Raw genomic sequence first — 15,971 nt, forward strand, 5'->3', positions numbered from 1 at the left:
GGAACGGGAATGGATTGGAGCCGTGCCAAAAACGTACTGATCTGTACATTTTTGCTGCTCAATGTAGTGCTGGGGCGCCAGTTGTGGAATGATGCACAGGAAACGGCAGGGCCGAATTTGGATTTTACTTCATTGGATGAAAATACGCAGCGTTTAATGGAAGAAAAGAGCATTCAGGTGCTGGCTCCGATTCCAGGAGATACCCCGCAGCTGCCCAAGCTTTCCTACACGTATGTTCATGGTGGGGAAAAGGATGATCGCGTGCAGCTGGTAAAGCCGGTCGACAGCAAGCTTGTATTCACCCATGATGCGCTGGTTGAGGCATTGGAGCCGCAAATCAAGGATATTGACAACTACCAGTATGATCCACTGGATGTTCAGGAGGAGCCGGTATCCGGACAAGCGGACGCTTTTGTGCTGCATCCATTGGTACAGGACAAATGGCCGCTGTTTAATGTGAAGCTGGCTCTGTTTTACAGCAATCAGAAGATTACAGGATATCGCAAAATTCAGGTGATTCTCCAGCCCTCGGACGAGGCGAAAAAAATGCTGCCTGCATCCAAGGCGCTGGCACGCTTGATCGACAGCTATTTGCCGCGTGACTCGATTGTGAAGGATATTCGGCTCGGTTACTACGGACAGACCTTTAACTCAGATAGCCAGGTGGCCGCCCCCGTGTGGCGGTTTATGCTGGATAACGGGAAAGGCGTCTATTATGTACAGATGAACGGAGATGTCATTAGTCCAAAGACAGAACATACAGAAGGGTCTTGAACAGATATGGGGATTTCATTTACCGTGCTGTCGAGCGGTTCGACCGGCAACGCTACCGTTGTGCGGAATGAAGACACGACATTACTCATCGACGCAGGTCTCAGCGCGAAGCGTATTGATGAATTGCTGAAAGAGCGCGATCTGAGCGGAGAAGAGTTGGATGGTATTTTGGTCACGCATGAGCATTCCGATCATGTTAAAGGACTAGGCGCCATGGCGCGTAAATATAATTTACCTGTGTATGCCAATGAGAAGACGTGGTTTGCCATCAGCAATGCTGTCGGGCAAATTCCGGACGATAACCGCAGAATATTGGAGACAGGCGCGACGCGTGAATTTGAATCATTGCGTGTGGAGTCTTTTGGCATATCCCATGATGCAGCTGAGCCCGTAGGGTACAGCTTTTACGATGGGGCAGAGAAGCTCAGTGTAGCGACCGACCTCGGCTATGTCAGCGACAAAGTGAAGCAGGCGATATCAGACGCTGACGTATTAGTGCTGGAGGCTAATCATGATGTGGAGATGCTGCGTATGGGGCGTTATCCGTGGAACATCAAACGCCGTATTCTCAGCGATATCGGTCACTTATCCAATGAGATGGCGGGTGCGATTCTTAGCGAGCTGCTGACAGGGCGGACAAAGCGAACGTATTTGGCACATTTGAGCCGCGACCACAATATGATGGAGCTTGCGAAGCTGACCGTACGCGGAGCGATGGAAGACCGCGGCTGCTTTTACAAGGACAGTGAGTTCCGATTGTGCGATACGTATTATGATCGTCCTACACCTTGGGATAAGGTAAGTGAGTCATAAAGCTGTCCAGCTCGGCGGCTTTGCGTTCTACCTCTTCACGGGTCACAACGCCTTTATCCACCAGTAGTTCAATCAATGTACTTAGCGCCAGTGTGTTGCGGTAATGCTCGTCTTTTAAATCCGCAAGCTTGGCAGCCATACGAACTTCATCCATAGCTGAACGATGTGAATTCATCATATATTCCCCCTGAAAAATATTTTGAAAATGGCGTGTCATAAGCTTGATTCTGCCTGTGGTTTTGTTGGGTGCTGTGATACAATAAAGCTAACAACAGATAGCTTTCTGAAGGAAGGCTCTCATCCAAAAGTATAGGCTGCTTTAAGCGGACGGGAACAGGCCAGAACGTCTCTATGAGACGATCATTTTGTAATAGAATAGAAGACTTGTTACTATTGTAGTCCATTGGTTTGGAAATCATTCCTCCTTTTTCCTCTATTCGGAGTCAGATTCGGCGTGTATGCTAATTTATGAGATCCGGTTGCTTAGGTAGGCGCCATTTGTGGTGATAGATAAGTAGGCTGGAACGATAGGTTGCTGGATTCCGATGATGGGGGATATTCAATCCACTTGAGATGTTCAACGGAGCAGGTTCTCTGTAGCATAGGTTGGCGCAAGCCCGAATAGCCCTAATTTTTTAGTGAGTGTCGGTGCATGACAACGAAGGGGAGAGGATTAGTATGGGCTTGTTCGAAGACGATTTTTATTCAACAAAGGTATCTACACGTGCGGCGAAAAAAACGGCATTCAAGGCACGCCGTGGAGGACGGGGGCGTTGGCCGCACCGAAGCCGCGGAGTAAGTCCGATGCAGGCTGCTGTCATTAGCGGTGTAGTCAGTGCCGTGTTTGCTGTACTGCTGTTCAGCTTTATTACAGGGTTGCCCTCCGCTACAGCGGTAACCGGAGCAAGCCATTATTCCTTGCGGCAAGCAGCGGGTGATCCGTATGACCGGATTGTGCAGGCGGCAGCCAAGGTGCGCCCGGCTGTTGTCAGCATCGTGAACCTGAAAGGGGAAGATGGTAGCAGCACGGAGCAATCGGCACTTGGATCGGGTGTTATTTTCCGGGTGAGTTCCGGCAAAGCCTTCATTATGACGAACAACCATGTCATCGAAGGTTCGGATGATCTGGATATTGTAACAGTGGATGGTGTTAGAAAAGAGGCAAAGCTGATTGGAAAGGATCGCATTAGCGATATTGCCGTGCTGGCGGTTGATGATAAAGGTATTAACACGGTAGCCGATATCGGTGACTCCAGCAAACTTCGTCTAGGCGAGACCGTCATTGCTATTGGCAATCCGCTCGGCTTGGGGGACACGCTGACCTCCGGCATTGTGAGCTATACGAATCGGATCATTCCTATTTCCATTAATCAGGACGGCGTATACGACTGGGAGCAGCATGTCATCCAGACCGATGCGGCGATTAATGAGGGGAATAGCGGCGGTGCGCTGGTCGATCTGGACGGACGTGTGATTGGCATCAATACGATGAAAATCGCCGATACCGGCGTTGAAGGACTTGGGTTCGCCATTCCCGCCAATGAGGTCATGAAAACGGTGAATGAGCTGGTTGAGGACGGCAAAATTACCCGCCCTTATCTGGGGGTCTACACGGTCGACCTCAATAATGAGTATGCACCGCTGGACGAAACACAGCGCAAGGAACTCAAGCTACCCGATAGCGTAAAGGATGGGGCAGTGGTTTTGGAAGCCCACGGTCCTGCCAAAGAGGCAGGCTTGAAGCTGAACGATGTCATCACAGCCTTTGATGGTGAGCCGATCAACTCTACACTTGATCTGCGCCGCTACTTATATGATACCAAGAAGATTGGCGACGAGCTGAAAGTTACCTTTTACCGGGCAGGCAAGGAAGAAACGGTAACGTTAAAATTAACGGATAAGCCGGAAGGCTAGGGTTTAACTTATAGGCATAACTATAAAAAAAGGCGTTCTCCGGCTCATTTTCCGGGAACGCCTTTTCAGTTTATCGGTTGCGTGTTAGCTTAAGAGGTCGTTCCCGTCACACGCGTTCCGCTCTTGGTGATCTTGTATGTCACCACATCGCCGCTCCAGAAATGGAATTTCAGCGTGACTTCACCATCCTTCACGCTGTTAAAAAATTCAGGCAGTAGCTTGATGCCATTGCTATCATAGGCAGGAGCGAAGGTATTGCCAAACTCCTTATAGGGTGTCCAGTCCTGCGGACCGGCATTGCCCCCATTGGTATACACAGCTTCCATTGTAGCAAGCTGGCTGCCACGGAAGTCGGTTGGAATGGTAAAGGCTTGCGTAGTCCCCTCGGTAGCGCTTAATTTTGGTGTGTCATATACCACCACTTTGAAGTTCCAGTCTGCTCCTTTATTAAATTTGGCGTTAATTACTGCATTCTCGCCATACTTACCGGAAGTGGTCAGGCTGGTAAGCAAGCTGGCCTTGAAAGTTAATGTATCACCGCTCAACGTGTAGTCGGTGCCTTGCTTCAGTTGCTTGCTGTTGGCACTGAGTGTGGTCAGCTGATTGCCATTCAGGTTCAAAGTGACCTTGGCATCCTGAACGGCAGCACCTTTCTTCAAGTGAATGAGGTCACTGACAGCATTGGAGGAACGTCCTTTCAGACCGGCCCGGATGACATTAAAGAGTTCAGGATCGGACCACTTGTACGTTGTACGGTTGAAATGCTGGCCGTTATCCCAGAGTATGCCTGTTATTTTTTTCTCTTTCATGTAATAGGTTAGGAACTCAAAAAATTTCAGCTTTTCGCCTTGTTCAATAACGCCTGTATTTTTATCAAAGCCGAGCAGACCGAATTCACCGACAATGACCGGAATACCTTTGGCTACAAAGGTGTTATAGACGTTATCAAAGGTTTGGATAATATCGTTTTTGGTATCTGTATCAAAAGTAGTATGGCCCGCAATATTTACACTGAAAGGCCAATAACCATAATAGTGAACGGTCGCAATCAGGTTAGGGTCGTTGAGCTTGGTTATCGTGTTGTACAGCTCGTTGATTTTGTTCTGGGCAGGTGACGTATCCAATCCGGGCAGAACAAGGGGGCGAGTGGCATTTTTGCCGCCGGAGGCACGGACAATTTTGTGGAAGGATACATTCAATTCTTGGAGCATCTGGTTCGCTTTCGCTTCATTGGTTGTTCCGCCCTCGGTGAAACGGGGTTCATTAATGCTTTCGAACATCAGCTTGTCCGGTTTATCTTTAAAGCGCTTGGCAATTTGTGTCCATAATGAGTTATAGCGAGCTAACACTTCATCATGTTTGGGCTCCATACTGCTTGCCCACAGCCATGAATCATGATGAACATTGATCATGACGTACAGATTGGCATCCAGCGCCCAGCGCACAACCTCTTCTACACGGTTCATGTAGGCAGACTCGACGGTATAATTCGGTGCGGCTCCTATGTGTTTATCCCAGGTAACGGGAATACGGATACTTTTGTACCCTTGGGCAGCAATTTGCTGGATCAACGCCTGGGTAATGCGTGGATTGCCCCAAGCTGTCTCATCTGCTCCGACAGCATCCAGAGAATTTCCTAAATTCCATCCCGGCTGCATGGCTTCAACATACGATTGCATATTGCTTGCAGCGGTGGCTTGTGGTGCTTGTCCGTCAGATTCGGCAGCGGCGGCAACGGACGCGAACGTAGATAACAATAGGGTGATGGCAAGCGTCAACGACAGCAATGAAACGGGTCTTCGTTTTAACATAACAGGCAGGCCCCTTTACAAAGTTATTTTTGAAAGCGCTTTCTAATAAACACTACCATACTATTTGAATATGGAATACCTGTATAATTAATGTAAAAATCATGTGTTAATTAGATATTTTAAAATTGTAAGCGTTATTATTGAAAAAATACAGAAATGAGTGTAGAATCTATGGCCCTACATGGAAAGTAGATTCGCAAGGGCTATTGAGTACGGAGGGGAGATGGGTATGAATATGAATAAGTGGGACACGGAAGAGGCCATTCGACGCTGGAATATGCATGCAGAAAACTTTACTGCCAAGTACACTGAGGAAGGGGATCGATCTCGCGAAGTACTGCTGAATCCGGCATTGCAAGCCTGTATGGGACCCCTCGTGGGCAAAAAAGTGCTAGATGCCGGCTGTGGCGAAGGCTATCTAAGCCGTAAAATGGCCAGAGCGGGTGCTTTGGTAGAGGCTGTCGATTACTCGACAGAGATGCTGAGGCTAGCCAAAGAGCGAACGCCTTCAGCGTTGGGCATTACATACCATCACGGCAATCTGGAGAAGCTGGAGATGTTCGGAGACCAGAGTTTTGATCTGATCGTATCCAATATGGTCATACAGGACTTGGAGGATTATGAGCAGGCGATTGCCGAAATGCGGCGGTTGCTGGTTCCAGGGGGCAGCTTTATTTTCTCTATATTACACCCGTGCTTTCAGACGCCGGATAGTGGATGGGTGAAGGATGAGACTGGGAAAAAGCTGTATTGGAAAGTGGATCAATATTTCAACGAAGGTCCATTGGAGCAGGATATGCCTTATGATCAGGAAGAAAAGTTTTTGTATTTTCACCGCACGCTGAATAGTTACGTACAGACCATTATTGAGGCAGGCTTGTTGTTGGAAGGAATGATCGAACCGAAGCCATCGGCAGAGATGCTAGAGAAATATCCCCATTTTCGTGAAGACCTGAACGTCAGTAATTTTCTCATTTTTAAAACCAAACGTCAGAGATAGAAGACCGGCTCTTTCCTTTCCGCGTCAAGTGTGGTAGAACAAAAGTAGGCGGTTTTGACACACCTACAACAGGAAGAGCTTCAAACGGAAAGGGATGCAACTGAATGTACGTGGTATGTAAAGAGCATGTGGAACTGGCAATTGATATGTTCGTCGATGAATACGAGGATGCACCGGATGTCGTCGATCTCAAGGAAACGAAATTTTCGGATTGGGACCCTCCAGTGAAGTGCAAGGAATGTGAGAAGAAAGCAGAGTTTTTGGTCGTCTAAAAAACAAGCACGGGCGTTTCGGGCAGAAACGTCCTTTTTGTATATCAGAATTTATTGCAAAAATACCTCATACATAGAGCTATATTTATTCTCACCACGTACTGAGACAGGAGTGAACGATGGATGGACCCTTTGCTGCATTCACTATTTCGTCCGCTTCAAGTCAATGGAAGTGATCCCTCCACGTATTATATCGAACAAAAGCCGTCTGCTGCGCTGAGAGCTTACGTAGCTTGCTATTGGGAGTCTGGTCCGGTTACTGGAGAAGCTTTTGAAAGGGATGTTACAGTATCAGGTAGAGATGCAGCTTCATTAAGCTGGCTGGAGAAAGAAGAGGCAGTGGATCGGGTATTACCTGACGGTTGTACGGATATTCTATTAGAATACGACCTGGTGAGTAAGCGTCAGGATATCTCGTACTGCGGGACATTTACGCATCCGTTCGTGTCTACCAGACAAGCAGGGTCCGAGACACGTATTTTTGCGGTGCGATTTTTTCCGGGTGGTGCACACTATTTTCACGGCATGCCGACTCACTTGTTTACAGGCGGTAATTATCGCTTGGAAGATATATGGCCCGAGAATATCGAGATCATAAGTGAACGTATTTTTGAGGCACGAGACTTTAATGAACGGGTGCGCGTAATGGATGAGTATCTCATCCAGCTTCTACTGCGCCGTAGGACGAACGATTGTGACCTGATGAAAAATCTGCTGCATCGGATTTTTGTAAGCAGTGGGGGTATGAGTGTGAAGGAGCTTGCAGAGCGCGAAGCGATCAGTGAAAGACAGCTCAACCGCAAATTTGGGCAATGGATCGGGATCAGCCCCAAAAAGTTCAGTGAGGTCGTCCGCTTCCAGAGCGTTCTGCACAGTATACAAAGCGGTGGCTCTCTGGATTGGATGGAGCTTGCGTTGAAGCACAACTTTTTCGATCAAGCGCATCTGATCCGTGATTTTCGCAGGTTTTATGGCGATTCCCCGCTTACTGCGGCAAAGGATTTTCGGAGATTGTCCGATTTTTACAATACACGCCCTGAGGCTTCCGCTATACTCAAAGCATGAAGAAGAATGGCAAAGGAGAGATGAGAATATGAGTGGAACGCTGCAAGTTCGTGATCATCTGCTGAATGAGCTGGAGACCGGAGTACGGACGGGGGAAGCACTGATCCGCAAAATACGTCCAGAGGATTGGAGCTTTCGGCCGCAGGACAATTTCCGCTCGCTGCTGGAGTTAGTGCACCATTTTGTGCTCATTCCGGCTTCGGATCTTGCGATTATGCAGGAGAAGACCGAGGAAGAAGTGGGCAACATTGAAAACAGCCTGTCCGGGGTGGAAGATCCCGAGCGCTTGGCTACGACTTTCAGGGAAAACTTTGAGGCCTACAAGGCTTACATTCTTTCGCTTAGCGAAGACGATTATCTGAATCGTTCGACGAAGGCTTTCTATATGGAGCACGGACATTTACAGGTTCAATGGCAGATTGAGACCGTGACCCATGTGTTCCATCACCGTTCGCAGATCTACAATTATTTGAAGCAATTGGGGCATGAAGTGAGCTTTTTTATGTTGTACGCTTGAGTATTTTTTATAAAAGGTTTGGAGGGCACCTGTGAGGTGCTCTTTTTTGATTTTATTCAAAGCTTTTTTAGGGTGGAATGGCTTACTCGAACGCGCGTGAAACTTCTTTACTAACTCGTCTGAGAATCCCGATTTGCTCTTCATTCAATCTGCTGGTCAACGCAACAAACTCATCTATTGCCTCTTGGCGAATAGTTTCGTCTTTAGTCATTTGTTCTTTGGAAAACATTAACTCACTGATAGACACGTTTAAGGCAGTCAGCACTTTCTCCAAGGTATCAATCGAAAAGTTTCTTTCGCCACGCTCTACCGATCCGATATATGCATCATCTAATCCTGAAAGTTCCGCAAGTTGTTGCTGTGTTAATCCCTTAGCCTTCCGAATCGTTCTAATTCTTTCTCCAACCGAATTCCGTAATTTTGTCATATTAACCACCTCTCCTAAAGGTTAGGAGAGTATCGATGTAATTAGCAGAGACATAAAGGCGGTAAAATATATTGAAAAAACTGCGATTAAGTACTATATTTAATTTATTGTACTACTTATTTGGAGTTTCACAAAGGAATATATTAAGAGTGAGTGCTTTTTATCCTAGTCATTTTAAAGGAGGAACCCTCTTTGCGAACTTCTATCCTGAAATCACTCAAACCGGACATCATTGTTGAAATGTTAGAGATGGCTGTGGCTTTTGAAAATTGGAAAAAGGTGATTGAGACGGCGGATATTTTGTACCAATGTGTACAGAGTATCTATGAAGAATGGCAGTATCATAAAGCAATGAAATTACCCATTCCGCATGTCAATTTAGAACGTCCGTTGGTATATTATTTTGGGCTCAGTCATCTGATGGGTGGGATGGCTCACCAGAACCAGGGCGCGTATGAGCAGGCAAGGGAGTGTATCTATAAGTATGCTGAGCTGGGTTGGATGGAGGATTTAAAGGAAGAAGACAATCAGGTTGTCGAGGAATTCAGGTTTTTAGCCAAAACTAATTTATATGCAGTAGATATTTTGTCTGGAAGTATAGAGCTTGTCGAGGAATACGTAGCCTTTTTGCAGGATAATCTAGAGGAAATATTACCGGGGCTGAATACCATATTACAGGCAGCGCTTATGTATCATTTAGATGTGGAAAATATTTTACATACGTTTGCAGAGCAGATTGATGAATTCGGGAGTTATGAAGACGCAGAGAACGTATCTTACTATTATAGCTACTGCTATCATTTGGCTTTGTGCTATCGGAAGTACGATAGATTACAGGATGCGGTGGGGCTTACTATGCAGGCGATGCACTTAGCCAATCAGTCGGGTAATGATCGTAATTTCAAGAAATGTACAGCTTTGTTCGAATCGCTGCGTGAGTGGGCGACAGCTGAACAAATCAACGAATATCGACAGATGCTAATGCAGTGTCTTGATGAATACGAAACTGATAAGCATTTCATTGTGAAGAGCATAAATGAATGATTCGCTATGATCTGAACAGGGAATAGGCTCGTAACGGAGAGGAAATAGATAGGTAAGAGGTGAATCGGGTGCTACAATAGTTATGTTAAAGGTATCTTTTTATGTTAGGCACGGTAAATACAATTTTACATTATCATTCGACATAGATAGGGGTATGGAATTTGTTTATTCAACTTATAGGTGTAGGCAAGCTAAAAGAGAAGTATTTGGTCATGGGGATTCAGGAATACGCTAAACGGCTGGGCCCGTACATCAAGTTCCAAATGATCGAGGTAGCGGACGAAAAGGCACCCGACACACTAAGTGAGGCTGAGGTGCGACAGGTCAAGGAGCGGGAGGGTGAGCGTATCCTTGCTCATGTGAAAAGTGAAGCACATGTCATTGTGCTTGCCATCGACGGCAAGCTGTGGAGCTCAGAAGAGCTTGCTGAGGAATTGGACAAGCTCGGCACCTACGGTACAAGTCATGTCGTCTTCGTCATCGGCGGCAGCCACGGTCTCTCTGACGAGGTCCTCCGCCGCGCCCAGCAGAAGCTGAGCTTCGGAAGAATGACCTTGCCTCATCAGCTGATGAGGTTGGTGCTTGTAGAGCAAATTTATCGGGCGGTGAAGATTAATCGCGGGGAACCGTATCATAAATAACGGCAAGTTTCTGTTGTACAGTATTACGTTTCAAGGGGGGAGTCAATGAACAAAACAGATCGTTTGTTGGCCATCGTACTGGAGCTGCAAGGCAGACAAGTGGTACGTGCCGAGGATTTGGCGGCACGATTTGAAACCAGCGTGAGGACCATCTAACGCGACATTCAGGCGCTCAGCGAAGCAGGCGTGCCGATTATAGGCACTACAGGCACAGGGTATTCTTTAATGGAGGGATATTTTCTACCTCCGATCAGTTTTACAATAGAGGAAGCCGTAACCTTGCTTATAGGAACAGAATTTATCGAGCAACGATTTGATGATGATTATCGTGATAGAGCTAATGTTGCTAGGAGGAAAATCGAGGTGACTCTATCAGACAGTGTCCGCAGTGAGACCTCCCGTATACGCAAGTCGCTGCGATTGCTCGCTCCTGGCAAACAGACAGCTCTGTCAAACGAAAGGGGAAATCTCGATAAGATCCGCCGAGCTCTACTAGATGGGCGAAAGATCAGATTTCATTATTCGAAAAGAATTACAAATTCCACGGGGAGCCGCCATAGCGAACGTACCGCCGCTACCTATGGCCTTGTACTCGTTGAAGGGTCTTGGATGCTTGTGGCCCGGTGTGATCTACGCCAAGACATCCGCCATTTCCGGTTGTCCCGAATAGCTGAACTTATCGAACTGGACGAACGATTCGAACTCCCTGCGCATTTTGACTTAAGGGAAGTATACCCCTTTAGATGATCGCCAATTGCGAGTCTTCCTTCGATTTAATCATGACATTGCAGATAAGGTGAAGGAATCGAACTATCATTACATAGAGGATATGAAAGAGCATCAAGATGGATTGGATGTGGTCTTACGCGTTCGTCAGCTGGATGAATTGCTGCAATGGGTGCTTGGCTGGGGAGCGGGCGTAATCGTGTTGGAACCCAAATCATTCCGAAATCGGATTCGCCAGGAAGCCCAAAAAATTCTAAACCGCTACTGACATAACGTTGTCAGTAGCAGTTTTTTATAATTGGACATGTAAATGTAAAGGAGATAGATGAGTAAGAGTATGTTTTGCAACGGCTGAGGGACACAGTCAAACCTATTATTAGGAAGGATGATATCTTGTGAATTTCGCTTCTGTACGCATCATTACTGACGACGTGGATCGTCTCGTCGCGTTCTATGAGAAAGTCATGGGGGTTGCGGCGGAGCGACCCGCCCCCGTATTTGCCGAACTCGTTGCGCCATCATGCACCCTTGCAATCGGCCACTCCCAGACGGCGCAGCTATTCGGCGCCGGTTCCGTAGTGGGGGCCAATAATCGCACTGTCATTATTGAGTTCCGCGTCGACGATGTCGAGGCCGAATATGTGCGCTTGAAGCCATTTGTCGATAATTGGGTAAAGGAACCGACCACGATGCCGTGGGGGAACCGTTCTATGCTGTTCCGCGATCCCGACGGCAACCTTCTTAACCTCTTCGAGCCGGTGACCGAGGATGCGATTAAACGGTTTAGAGGTAGACATTGACAGACAGTAAAGGATGGCCTTCAAACTTGCCGTTACAGACAGCGCGAAGAACCTTATCATAAGTAGGGGCTTTATTTATACGGAAAATTTTAACTTGACATAAATTTGTCAAGTTTTTTTAGTTATACTGAAACCAAGAGGTGAGCGGATGCAAATCAGCAGATTATTTCAAATGATTTATATTTTACTGGAAAAGGGGACGGTTACGGCACCAGAGCTGGCTGAGCGGTTTGAGGTTTCTACCAGAACGATCTATAGAGACGTTGAAACCTTGAGCCAGGCTGGAATTCCGGTCTATACCAGCCAAGGAAAAGGAGGTGGCATTTCCCTTTCCGACAGGTTTGTCCTGAACAAATCTTTGCTTACCGACAAGGAGCAGGATGAGATACTTTTTGCCCTGCAAAGCTTGTCCGTAGCCCGATTGCCTGATTCCGACGAAGTCTTCTCGAAGCTGAGCAGCTTGTTCAGGAAAAATAGTACCAACTGGATTGAAGTCGATTTCTCCCCATGGGGAAGCGGGCAAAAACAAAAAGAGCTGTATACATTGCTGAAACAGGCCATTTTGGAGCATAAAGTGATTTCGTTTACATACCTGAGCGCGGCCGGGGAACAAAAAAGCCGGAGAGCCGCACCAGTGAAACTGCTATTTAAGGATAGAGCCTGGTACGTTGAGGCTTACAGTTTTGACAAAGATGCTTTAAGAAACTTTAAGATTACTAGGATGTCGAATGTACAGCTTTCAGACGGGGACGGGGCTCAGCTCTTAGAGCTTCAGCAAGAGCGCATGGAGTCTACAGTGACTTCTCGTGAAGAATCTAGGGTTAAAGAAATGCCGAGAATCCGTCTGGTATTACAAATAGAACCGGCGGGAGCCTATCGTATCGTAGATGAGTTTAAGGAAGAGGACATTTTGAAACAGGAAGATGGGTCTTTCCGGGTCACTTCAGATATGCCTTCCGGAGAATGGCTTGTTCAATATCTTCTTTCCTATGGAGATTTACTGGAAGTTGTTGAGCCGGCGTCTGTCAGGCTGGAGATAAAAAACCGTACGGCGAAAATGTCCGGAAAATATTTAACATAACTGGACACGCTGCTGTCAGGTTCTGTTGATTAAACTAGCCTTGTATTCAAAACATACTAAGGAGGATTCAGCAGAACAATGGATAACAGCCCGTACTTATTGGATATGAGCAAAGAATTTGCAGGTAAACGAGCACTGGTGACTGGCGGAACCCGGGGAATCGGCTGGGCGATCGTCCAGCGTTTGCATGCAGCGGGAGCTGAAGTTATAGCTGCGGCAAGATCCATGCCTGAAGCATTACCGAAGGAGATAGGATTCATTCAGGCCGATGTGGGCCTTCCGGAAGGTGTGGATCATATTGTTCAGGAAACGACTCGAAAATTCGGCGGTCTGGATATTTTGATTAACAATGTGGGAGGATCCTCAACAAGTACAGCAGGGGCTTTAGCTCAAACAGATGAAGATTGGCAAACGACGTTTAATGCCAACCTGTTTTCTTCCGTCCGCCTTGATCGCGGATTTTTGCCTTACATGGTCAAACAGCAAAGCGGAGTGATTGTCCATATATCCTCTATTCAAAGTAGGCTTCCCGGCAACATAACCATGCCTTATTCGGCTGCCAAAGCTGCGCTCGTTAACTACAGTAAAAACCTGGCGACCCAGTACGGCCCAAAGGGGATAAGAATCAATGCATTGGCGCCGGGATTTACCGAAACGGAAGCAGCAGAACGCTTAATCGAGAGAATGGCTGAACAAGCCGGAACGGACTATACAGCTGCCCGGCAGCAGTTAATGGACGAGCTTGGTGGCATTCCTCTCGGCCGGCCGGCCAAACCTGAGGAGGTTGCCGAGCTTGCCGCCTTCCTTGCGTCAAGTAGAGCCTCTTATATTACGGGCTGTGAGTATGTCATTGACGGCGGAACCATCCGCACCGTTTAACGAAATTACAAAGGGGTTGATCATATGAAGCCTGATCTTAATCTGCTTCCACAAGTCGTACAAGATTTTATAGCCGCTACTAATAAACCCGATCCGGATACTTATGTCGACTGCTTTTCGCAAGATGCACTTGTTCTCGATGAAGGCAAAGAGTGGGCAGGCAAAGCTGCTATAAAACAATGGAGTGCCGAATATCACTTTGGAGCTAACATAACGCTTGAACCCATACAGGATAAACAGCATGAGGAAGAAGCTGTGGTAGTTTTTAAGGTTAACGGGGATTTCGACAAAACCGGCCTCCCGGACCCTCTCTATTTGGATTTTTATTTTCAGATTCGCAACGATAAGATTAAGCAGCTTGCGATCCTGCTGTCTAAAGGATCGGAATAAGTAGACAAAGGCTAATCAGATAAGGAACGAGGGGGACCTAAAGATGATACTAAATCATGTGTTATTGAAGCTGAAGGACCGGAGCCTGGAGCATATCGAGCAAGTTCAAACCGTTCTGCTAGGCTTGAGAGGGGAAATACAAGTTCTTCTCGATGTTCAGGCTGAAGTTAATGTTCGCCCTGGTCCTTCAGCATACGATTTGATCCTGATCACCAAGTTTGCTTCCTTAGAAGACATGGATGAATACCTTATCCACCCGGCCCATCAGGAAGTCGCCAAGTGGATGGGTACGGTTCTGGAAACGCAGGCGTCTGTCTGCTGCGCAATCTAATAGAAGTTAACTACCAATGTCTCTTCAGTCGCATAACTGCGAAATATAAACAGCACCATATTCTTCATTAGTGAAGAGTACGGTGCTGTTTTCCGTATAGAGTCCACAGCGTTCGACTTTGAGCTGAACGAGGAGGAAATGGAACGAATCCGGTGTTTGGACACGGACAAGAGATACTCAGTAAGCCCGACAGGTCACATGGTCAACCCGATTTACGTAAGGTCTCAAAAGGAATGGCCCTAAACCTTGCCGTTACAGCTAGCGCGGTGAAGCGTACCATAAGTGACGGCAAGTTTTTACAAAGTTTGGGGAGATTTGGTCTCGCCTGCACCATATCGTTGTACACAAAAAGGCCCCATATTGGCAAGGGGCCTTAGTCTTGCCTATACACATTACCGCTTTTTGGAACCAAACGTGCCTTTTTCGTAGTATCAGAAGTTTTCTAAAACAATTTTTCCAATGGACCGTCCAGTTTCCAACTTCTCATGCGCTAAACGTAGGTTTGCTGCATTAATGGGTTCTAGTCGTTCGTTTAGTGTAGTTTTTAATTTTCCATCATCGATTAAGTCCGCCAGGTCATTCAGCAATTCGTGTTGTTTAATCATGTCTTTGGTATGAAACATGGACCGTGTAAACATGAACTCCCATACAAACGTTACACTTTTAGAAAACAGCAAGTCCATTTTCAGGCTTCCTGCCCAGGTAGCCTTATCTGCAGGTACGATACAGCAAATTATACCTTGAGGGGTAATGACCTCCGCCATATTGGCTAGATGTTGTACAGTATCATTCAAGCAAAAGATATAATCTACGGTGTCTATACCAAATTCTTTGAGCTGAGGTTGAAAAGGGTTGTTGTGGTTTATTATAAAATCCGCACCTAGACTTTTAACCCATTGAGTTGACTCTGGACGCGAAGCAGTACCGATGACAGTCAAACCTGCTAATTTGGCAAGTTGAATGGCAATCGATCCTACCCCTCCTGCTGCACCGATAATAAGTATATTTTTGTTTTCATTTGCGTTTAGGCTAATTCCTAAACGATCAAATAGGCCCTCCCATGCAGTTATCGAGGTAAGCGGTAATGCGGCTGCGGCTGCGAAATCCAAACTTTTCGGCATATTTCCTACAATTCGTTCATCAACCAAGTGAAATTCACTATTACTGCCTGGTCGAGATACACTGCCCGCATAATAGATCTTGTCCCCAGGTTTAAACAATTGACAGTCAGGACCAACTTGTTCTACGATTCCAGCAGCATCCCAACCAAGAATTTTCGGTGATTCGGCTTCGTAGTTATGGTTTTCGCGAACACCTACGTCTGCAGGGTTGACAGAGATTGCCTTTACATTTACAAGCAAATCACGGCCCGTAGGTTCCGGTTTATCCAAATGCAGATCAATAAGGCTTTCCGGATTGGATATTGGGAGGTATCGGTAAGCACCGACTGCTTTCATCTTTTGGTTGGTATTCATGGGTATCCATC

18 protein-coding genes and 1 pseudogene are annotated in these 15,971 nt (G+C 46.7%); 15 read left to right on the top strand and 4 right to left on the bottom strand.

Going from position 1 to position 15,971, the window contains the following annotated elements:
- The first annotated feature begins 9 nt into the window (after nt 1–9).
- Both yycI and LCF57_RS19795 read left to right on the top strand, forming a co-directional pair.
- Nucleotides 10–774 carry a two-component system regulatory protein YycI gene (gene yycI / locus LCF57_RS19790; RefSeq protein WP_226002231.1) on the top strand — a complete coding sequence of 255 codons (765 nt, stop codon included), beginning with the start codon at nt 10–12 and terminating at the stop codon, nt 772–774.
- Between the two features lie 6 nt (nt 775–780).
- Nucleotides 781–1,587, top strand: a complete 807-nt coding sequence (locus LCF57_RS19795; RefSeq protein WP_025717214.1) for an MBL fold metallo-hydrolase — start codon at nt 781–783, stop codon at nt 1,585–1,587.
- Here the strand turns inward: LCF57_RS19795 and LCF57_RS19800 are convergent.
- Nucleotides 1,556–1,762, bottom strand: coding sequence for a hypothetical protein (locus LCF57_RS19800; RefSeq protein ID WP_007433188.1), 207 nt, complete (start codon nt 1,760–1,762; stop codon nt 1,556–1,558). The two genes, LCF57_RS19795 and LCF57_RS19800, sit on opposite strands and share 32 nt — an antisense overlap.
- Before the next feature lie 503 nt (nt 1,763–2,265).
- Here LCF57_RS19800 and LCF57_RS19805 point away from each other — a divergent pair.
- Nucleotides 2,266–3,501: a S1C family serine protease gene (locus LCF57_RS19805; protein WP_226002232.1), complete on the top strand. Its 1,236-nt coding sequence runs from the start codon at nt 2,266–2,268 to the stop codon at nt 3,499–3,501.
- A gap of 89 nt (nt 3,502–3,590) precedes the next feature.
- Here LCF57_RS19805 and LCF57_RS19810 read toward each other — a convergent pair whose 3' ends face one another.
- The gene (locus LCF57_RS19810; protein ID WP_226002233.1) at nt 3,591–5,312 is read right to left on the bottom strand and encodes a cellulase family glycosylhydrolase; all 1,722 of its coding nucleotides are present in this window, start codon (nt 5,310–5,312) and stop codon (nt 3,591–3,593) included.
- Nucleotides 5,313–5,547: 235 nt separating this feature from the next.
- On the opposite strand from LCF57_RS19810, the gene LCF57_RS19815 reads away from it, so the two are divergent.
- The 4 genes from LCF57_RS19815 (at nt 5,548) to LCF57_RS19830 (ending at nt 8,166) form a co-directional block, all read left to right on the top strand.
- A complete protein-coding gene (locus LCF57_RS19815; protein ID WP_226002589.1) occupies nt 5,548–6,312 on the top strand; it encodes a class I SAM-dependent methyltransferase in 765 nt (254 codons plus the stop codon).
- A 104-nt stretch (nt 6,313–6,416) separates the two neighbouring features.
- On the top strand, nt 6,417–6,584 hold the full coding sequence (locus tag LCF57_RS19820) for a CxxH/CxxC protein (protein WP_013373879.1): 168 nt from the start codon (nt 6,417–6,419) through the stop codon (nt 6,582–6,584).
- 123 nt (nt 6,585–6,707) lie between these two features.
- Nucleotides 6,708–7,649: a helix-turn-helix domain-containing protein gene (locus tag LCF57_RS19825; protein ID WP_226002234.1), complete on the top strand. Its 942-nt coding sequence runs from the start codon at nt 6,708–6,710 to the stop codon at nt 7,647–7,649.
- A 28-nt stretch (nt 7,650–7,677) separates the two neighbouring features.
- Nucleotides 7,678–8,166 (top strand): DinB family protein, encoded by a 489-nt coding sequence (locus LCF57_RS19830; RefSeq protein WP_226002235.1) that lies wholly within the window; start codon nt 7,678–7,680, stop codon nt 8,164–8,166.
- An 82-nt stretch (nt 8,167–8,248) separates the two neighbouring features.
- Here the strand turns inward: LCF57_RS19830 and LCF57_RS19835 are convergent, their stop codons facing one another.
- Entirely contained in the window at nt 8,249–8,593 is a 345-nt protein-coding gene (locus LCF57_RS19835) for a helix-turn-helix domain-containing protein (protein WP_226002236.1), read from the bottom strand.
- A 192-nt stretch (nt 8,594–8,785) separates the two neighbouring features.
- On the opposite strand from LCF57_RS19835, the gene LCF57_RS19840 reads away from it, so the two are divergent.
- From LCF57_RS19840 to LCF57_RS19875, 8 genes and pseudogenes are all read left to right on the top strand, one after another.
- Nucleotides 8,786–9,637 carry a DNA-binding protein gene (locus tag LCF57_RS19840; protein ID WP_226002237.1) on the top strand — a complete coding sequence of 284 codons (852 nt, stop codon included), beginning with the start codon at nt 8,786–8,788 and terminating at the stop codon, nt 9,635–9,637.
- A 161-nt stretch (nt 9,638–9,798) separates the two neighbouring features.
- Entirely contained in the window at nt 9,799–10,278 is a 480-nt protein-coding gene (gene rlmH / locus LCF57_RS19845) for a 23S rRNA (pseudouridine(1915)-N(3))-methyltransferase RlmH (protein ID WP_013312768.1), read from the top strand.
- 45 nt (nt 10,279–10,323) lie between these two features.
- Nucleotides 10,324–11,272, top strand: a pseudogene (locus LCF57_RS19850) (helix-turn-helix transcriptional regulator).
- Between the two features lie 127 nt (nt 11,273–11,399).
- Nucleotides 11,400–11,804 (top strand): VOC family protein, encoded by a 405-nt coding sequence (locus tag LCF57_RS19855; RefSeq protein WP_226002238.1) that lies wholly within the window; start codon nt 11,400–11,402, stop codon nt 11,802–11,804.
- Nucleotides 11,805–11,952: 148 nt separating this feature from the next.
- Entirely contained in the window at nt 11,953–12,885 is a 933-nt protein-coding gene (locus LCF57_RS19860; protein WP_226002239.1) for a helix-turn-helix transcriptional regulator, read from the top strand.
- A 78-nt stretch (nt 12,886–12,963) separates the two neighbouring features.
- Entirely contained in the window at nt 12,964–13,764 is an 801-nt protein-coding gene (locus LCF57_RS19865; RefSeq protein ID WP_226002240.1) for an SDR family oxidoreductase, read from the top strand.
- Nucleotides 13,765–13,788: 24 nt separating this feature from the next.
- Nucleotides 13,789–14,154 carry a nuclear transport factor 2 family protein gene (locus LCF57_RS19870; RefSeq protein WP_226002241.1) on the top strand — a complete coding sequence of 122 codons (366 nt, stop codon included), beginning with the start codon at nt 13,789–13,791 and terminating at the stop codon, nt 14,152–14,154.
- A 43-nt stretch (nt 14,155–14,197) separates the two neighbouring features.
- On the top strand, nt 14,198–14,485 hold the full coding sequence (locus LCF57_RS19875; protein ID WP_226002242.1) for a Dabb family protein: 288 nt from the start codon (nt 14,198–14,200) through the stop codon (nt 14,483–14,485).
- Nucleotides 14,486–14,916: 431 nt separating this feature from the next.
- On the opposite strand, the gene LCF57_RS19880 is transcribed toward LCF57_RS19875, so the two are convergent.
- On the bottom strand, nt 14,917–15,960 hold the full coding sequence (locus tag LCF57_RS19880) for a zinc-binding alcohol dehydrogenase family protein (protein ID WP_226002243.1): 1,044 nt from the start codon (nt 15,958–15,960) through the stop codon (nt 14,917–14,919).
- Nucleotides 15,961–15,971 lie beyond the last annotated feature (11 nt).

It is taken from the genome of Paenibacillus sp. BJ-4, from assembly GCF_020404765.1.
In the GTDB taxonomy this organism is placed as follows: domain Bacteria; phylum Bacillota; class Bacilli; order Paenibacillales; family Paenibacillaceae; genus Paenibacillus.

Excerpts from the sequence above, each read along its gene's own strand:
- yycI (WP_226002231.1), top strand. The coding sequence starts at position 10 with ATGGATTGGAGCCGTGCCAAAAACGTACTGATCTGTACATTTTTGCTG.
- LCF57_RS19795 (WP_025717214.1), top strand. The coding sequence starts at position 781 with ATGGGGATTTCATTTACCGTGCTGTCGAGCGGTTCGACCGGCAACGCT.
- LCF57_RS19800 (WP_007433188.1), bottom strand. The coding sequence starts at position 1,762 with ATGAATTCACATCGTTCAGCTATGGATGAAGTTCGTATGGCTGCCAAG.
- LCF57_RS19805 (WP_226002232.1), top strand. The coding sequence starts at position 2,266 with ATGGGCTTGTTCGAAGACGATTTTTATTCAACAAAGGTATCTACACGT.
- LCF57_RS19810 (WP_226002233.1), bottom strand. The coding sequence starts at position 5,312 with ATGTTAAAACGAAGACCCGTTTCATTGCTGTCGTTGACGCTTGCCATC.
- LCF57_RS19815 (WP_226002589.1), top strand. The coding sequence starts at position 5,548 with ATGAATAAGTGGGACACGGAAGAGGCCATTCGACGCTGGAATATGCAT.
- LCF57_RS19820 (WP_013373879.1), top strand. The coding sequence starts at position 6,417 with ATGTACGTGGTATGTAAAGAGCATGTGGAACTGGCAATTGATATGTTC.
- LCF57_RS19825 (WP_226002234.1), top strand. The coding sequence starts at position 6,708 with ATGGACCCTTTGCTGCATTCACTATTTCGTCCGCTTCAAGTCAATGGA.
- LCF57_RS19830 (WP_226002235.1), top strand. The coding sequence starts at position 7,678 with ATGAGTGGAACGCTGCAAGTTCGTGATCATCTGCTGAATGAGCTGGAG.
- LCF57_RS19835 (WP_226002236.1), bottom strand. The coding sequence starts at position 8,593 with ATGACAAAATTACGGAATTCGGTTGGAGAAAGAATTAGAACGATTCGG.
- LCF57_RS19860 (WP_226002239.1), top strand. The coding sequence starts at position 11,953 with ATGCAAATCAGCAGATTATTTCAAATGATTTATATTTTACTGGAAAAG.
- LCF57_RS19865 (WP_226002240.1), top strand. The coding sequence starts at position 12,964 with ATGGATAACAGCCCGTACTTATTGGATATGAGCAAAGAATTTGCAGGT.
- LCF57_RS19870 (WP_226002241.1), top strand. The coding sequence starts at position 13,789 with ATGAAGCCTGATCTTAATCTGCTTCCACAAGTCGTACAAGATTTTATA.
- LCF57_RS19875 (WP_226002242.1), top strand. The coding sequence starts at position 14,198 with ATGATACTAAATCATGTGTTATTGAAGCTGAAGGACCGGAGCCTGGAG.
- LCF57_RS19880 (WP_226002243.1), bottom strand. The coding sequence starts at position 15,960 with ATGAATACCAACCAAAAGATGAAAGCAGTCGGTGCTTACCGATACCTC.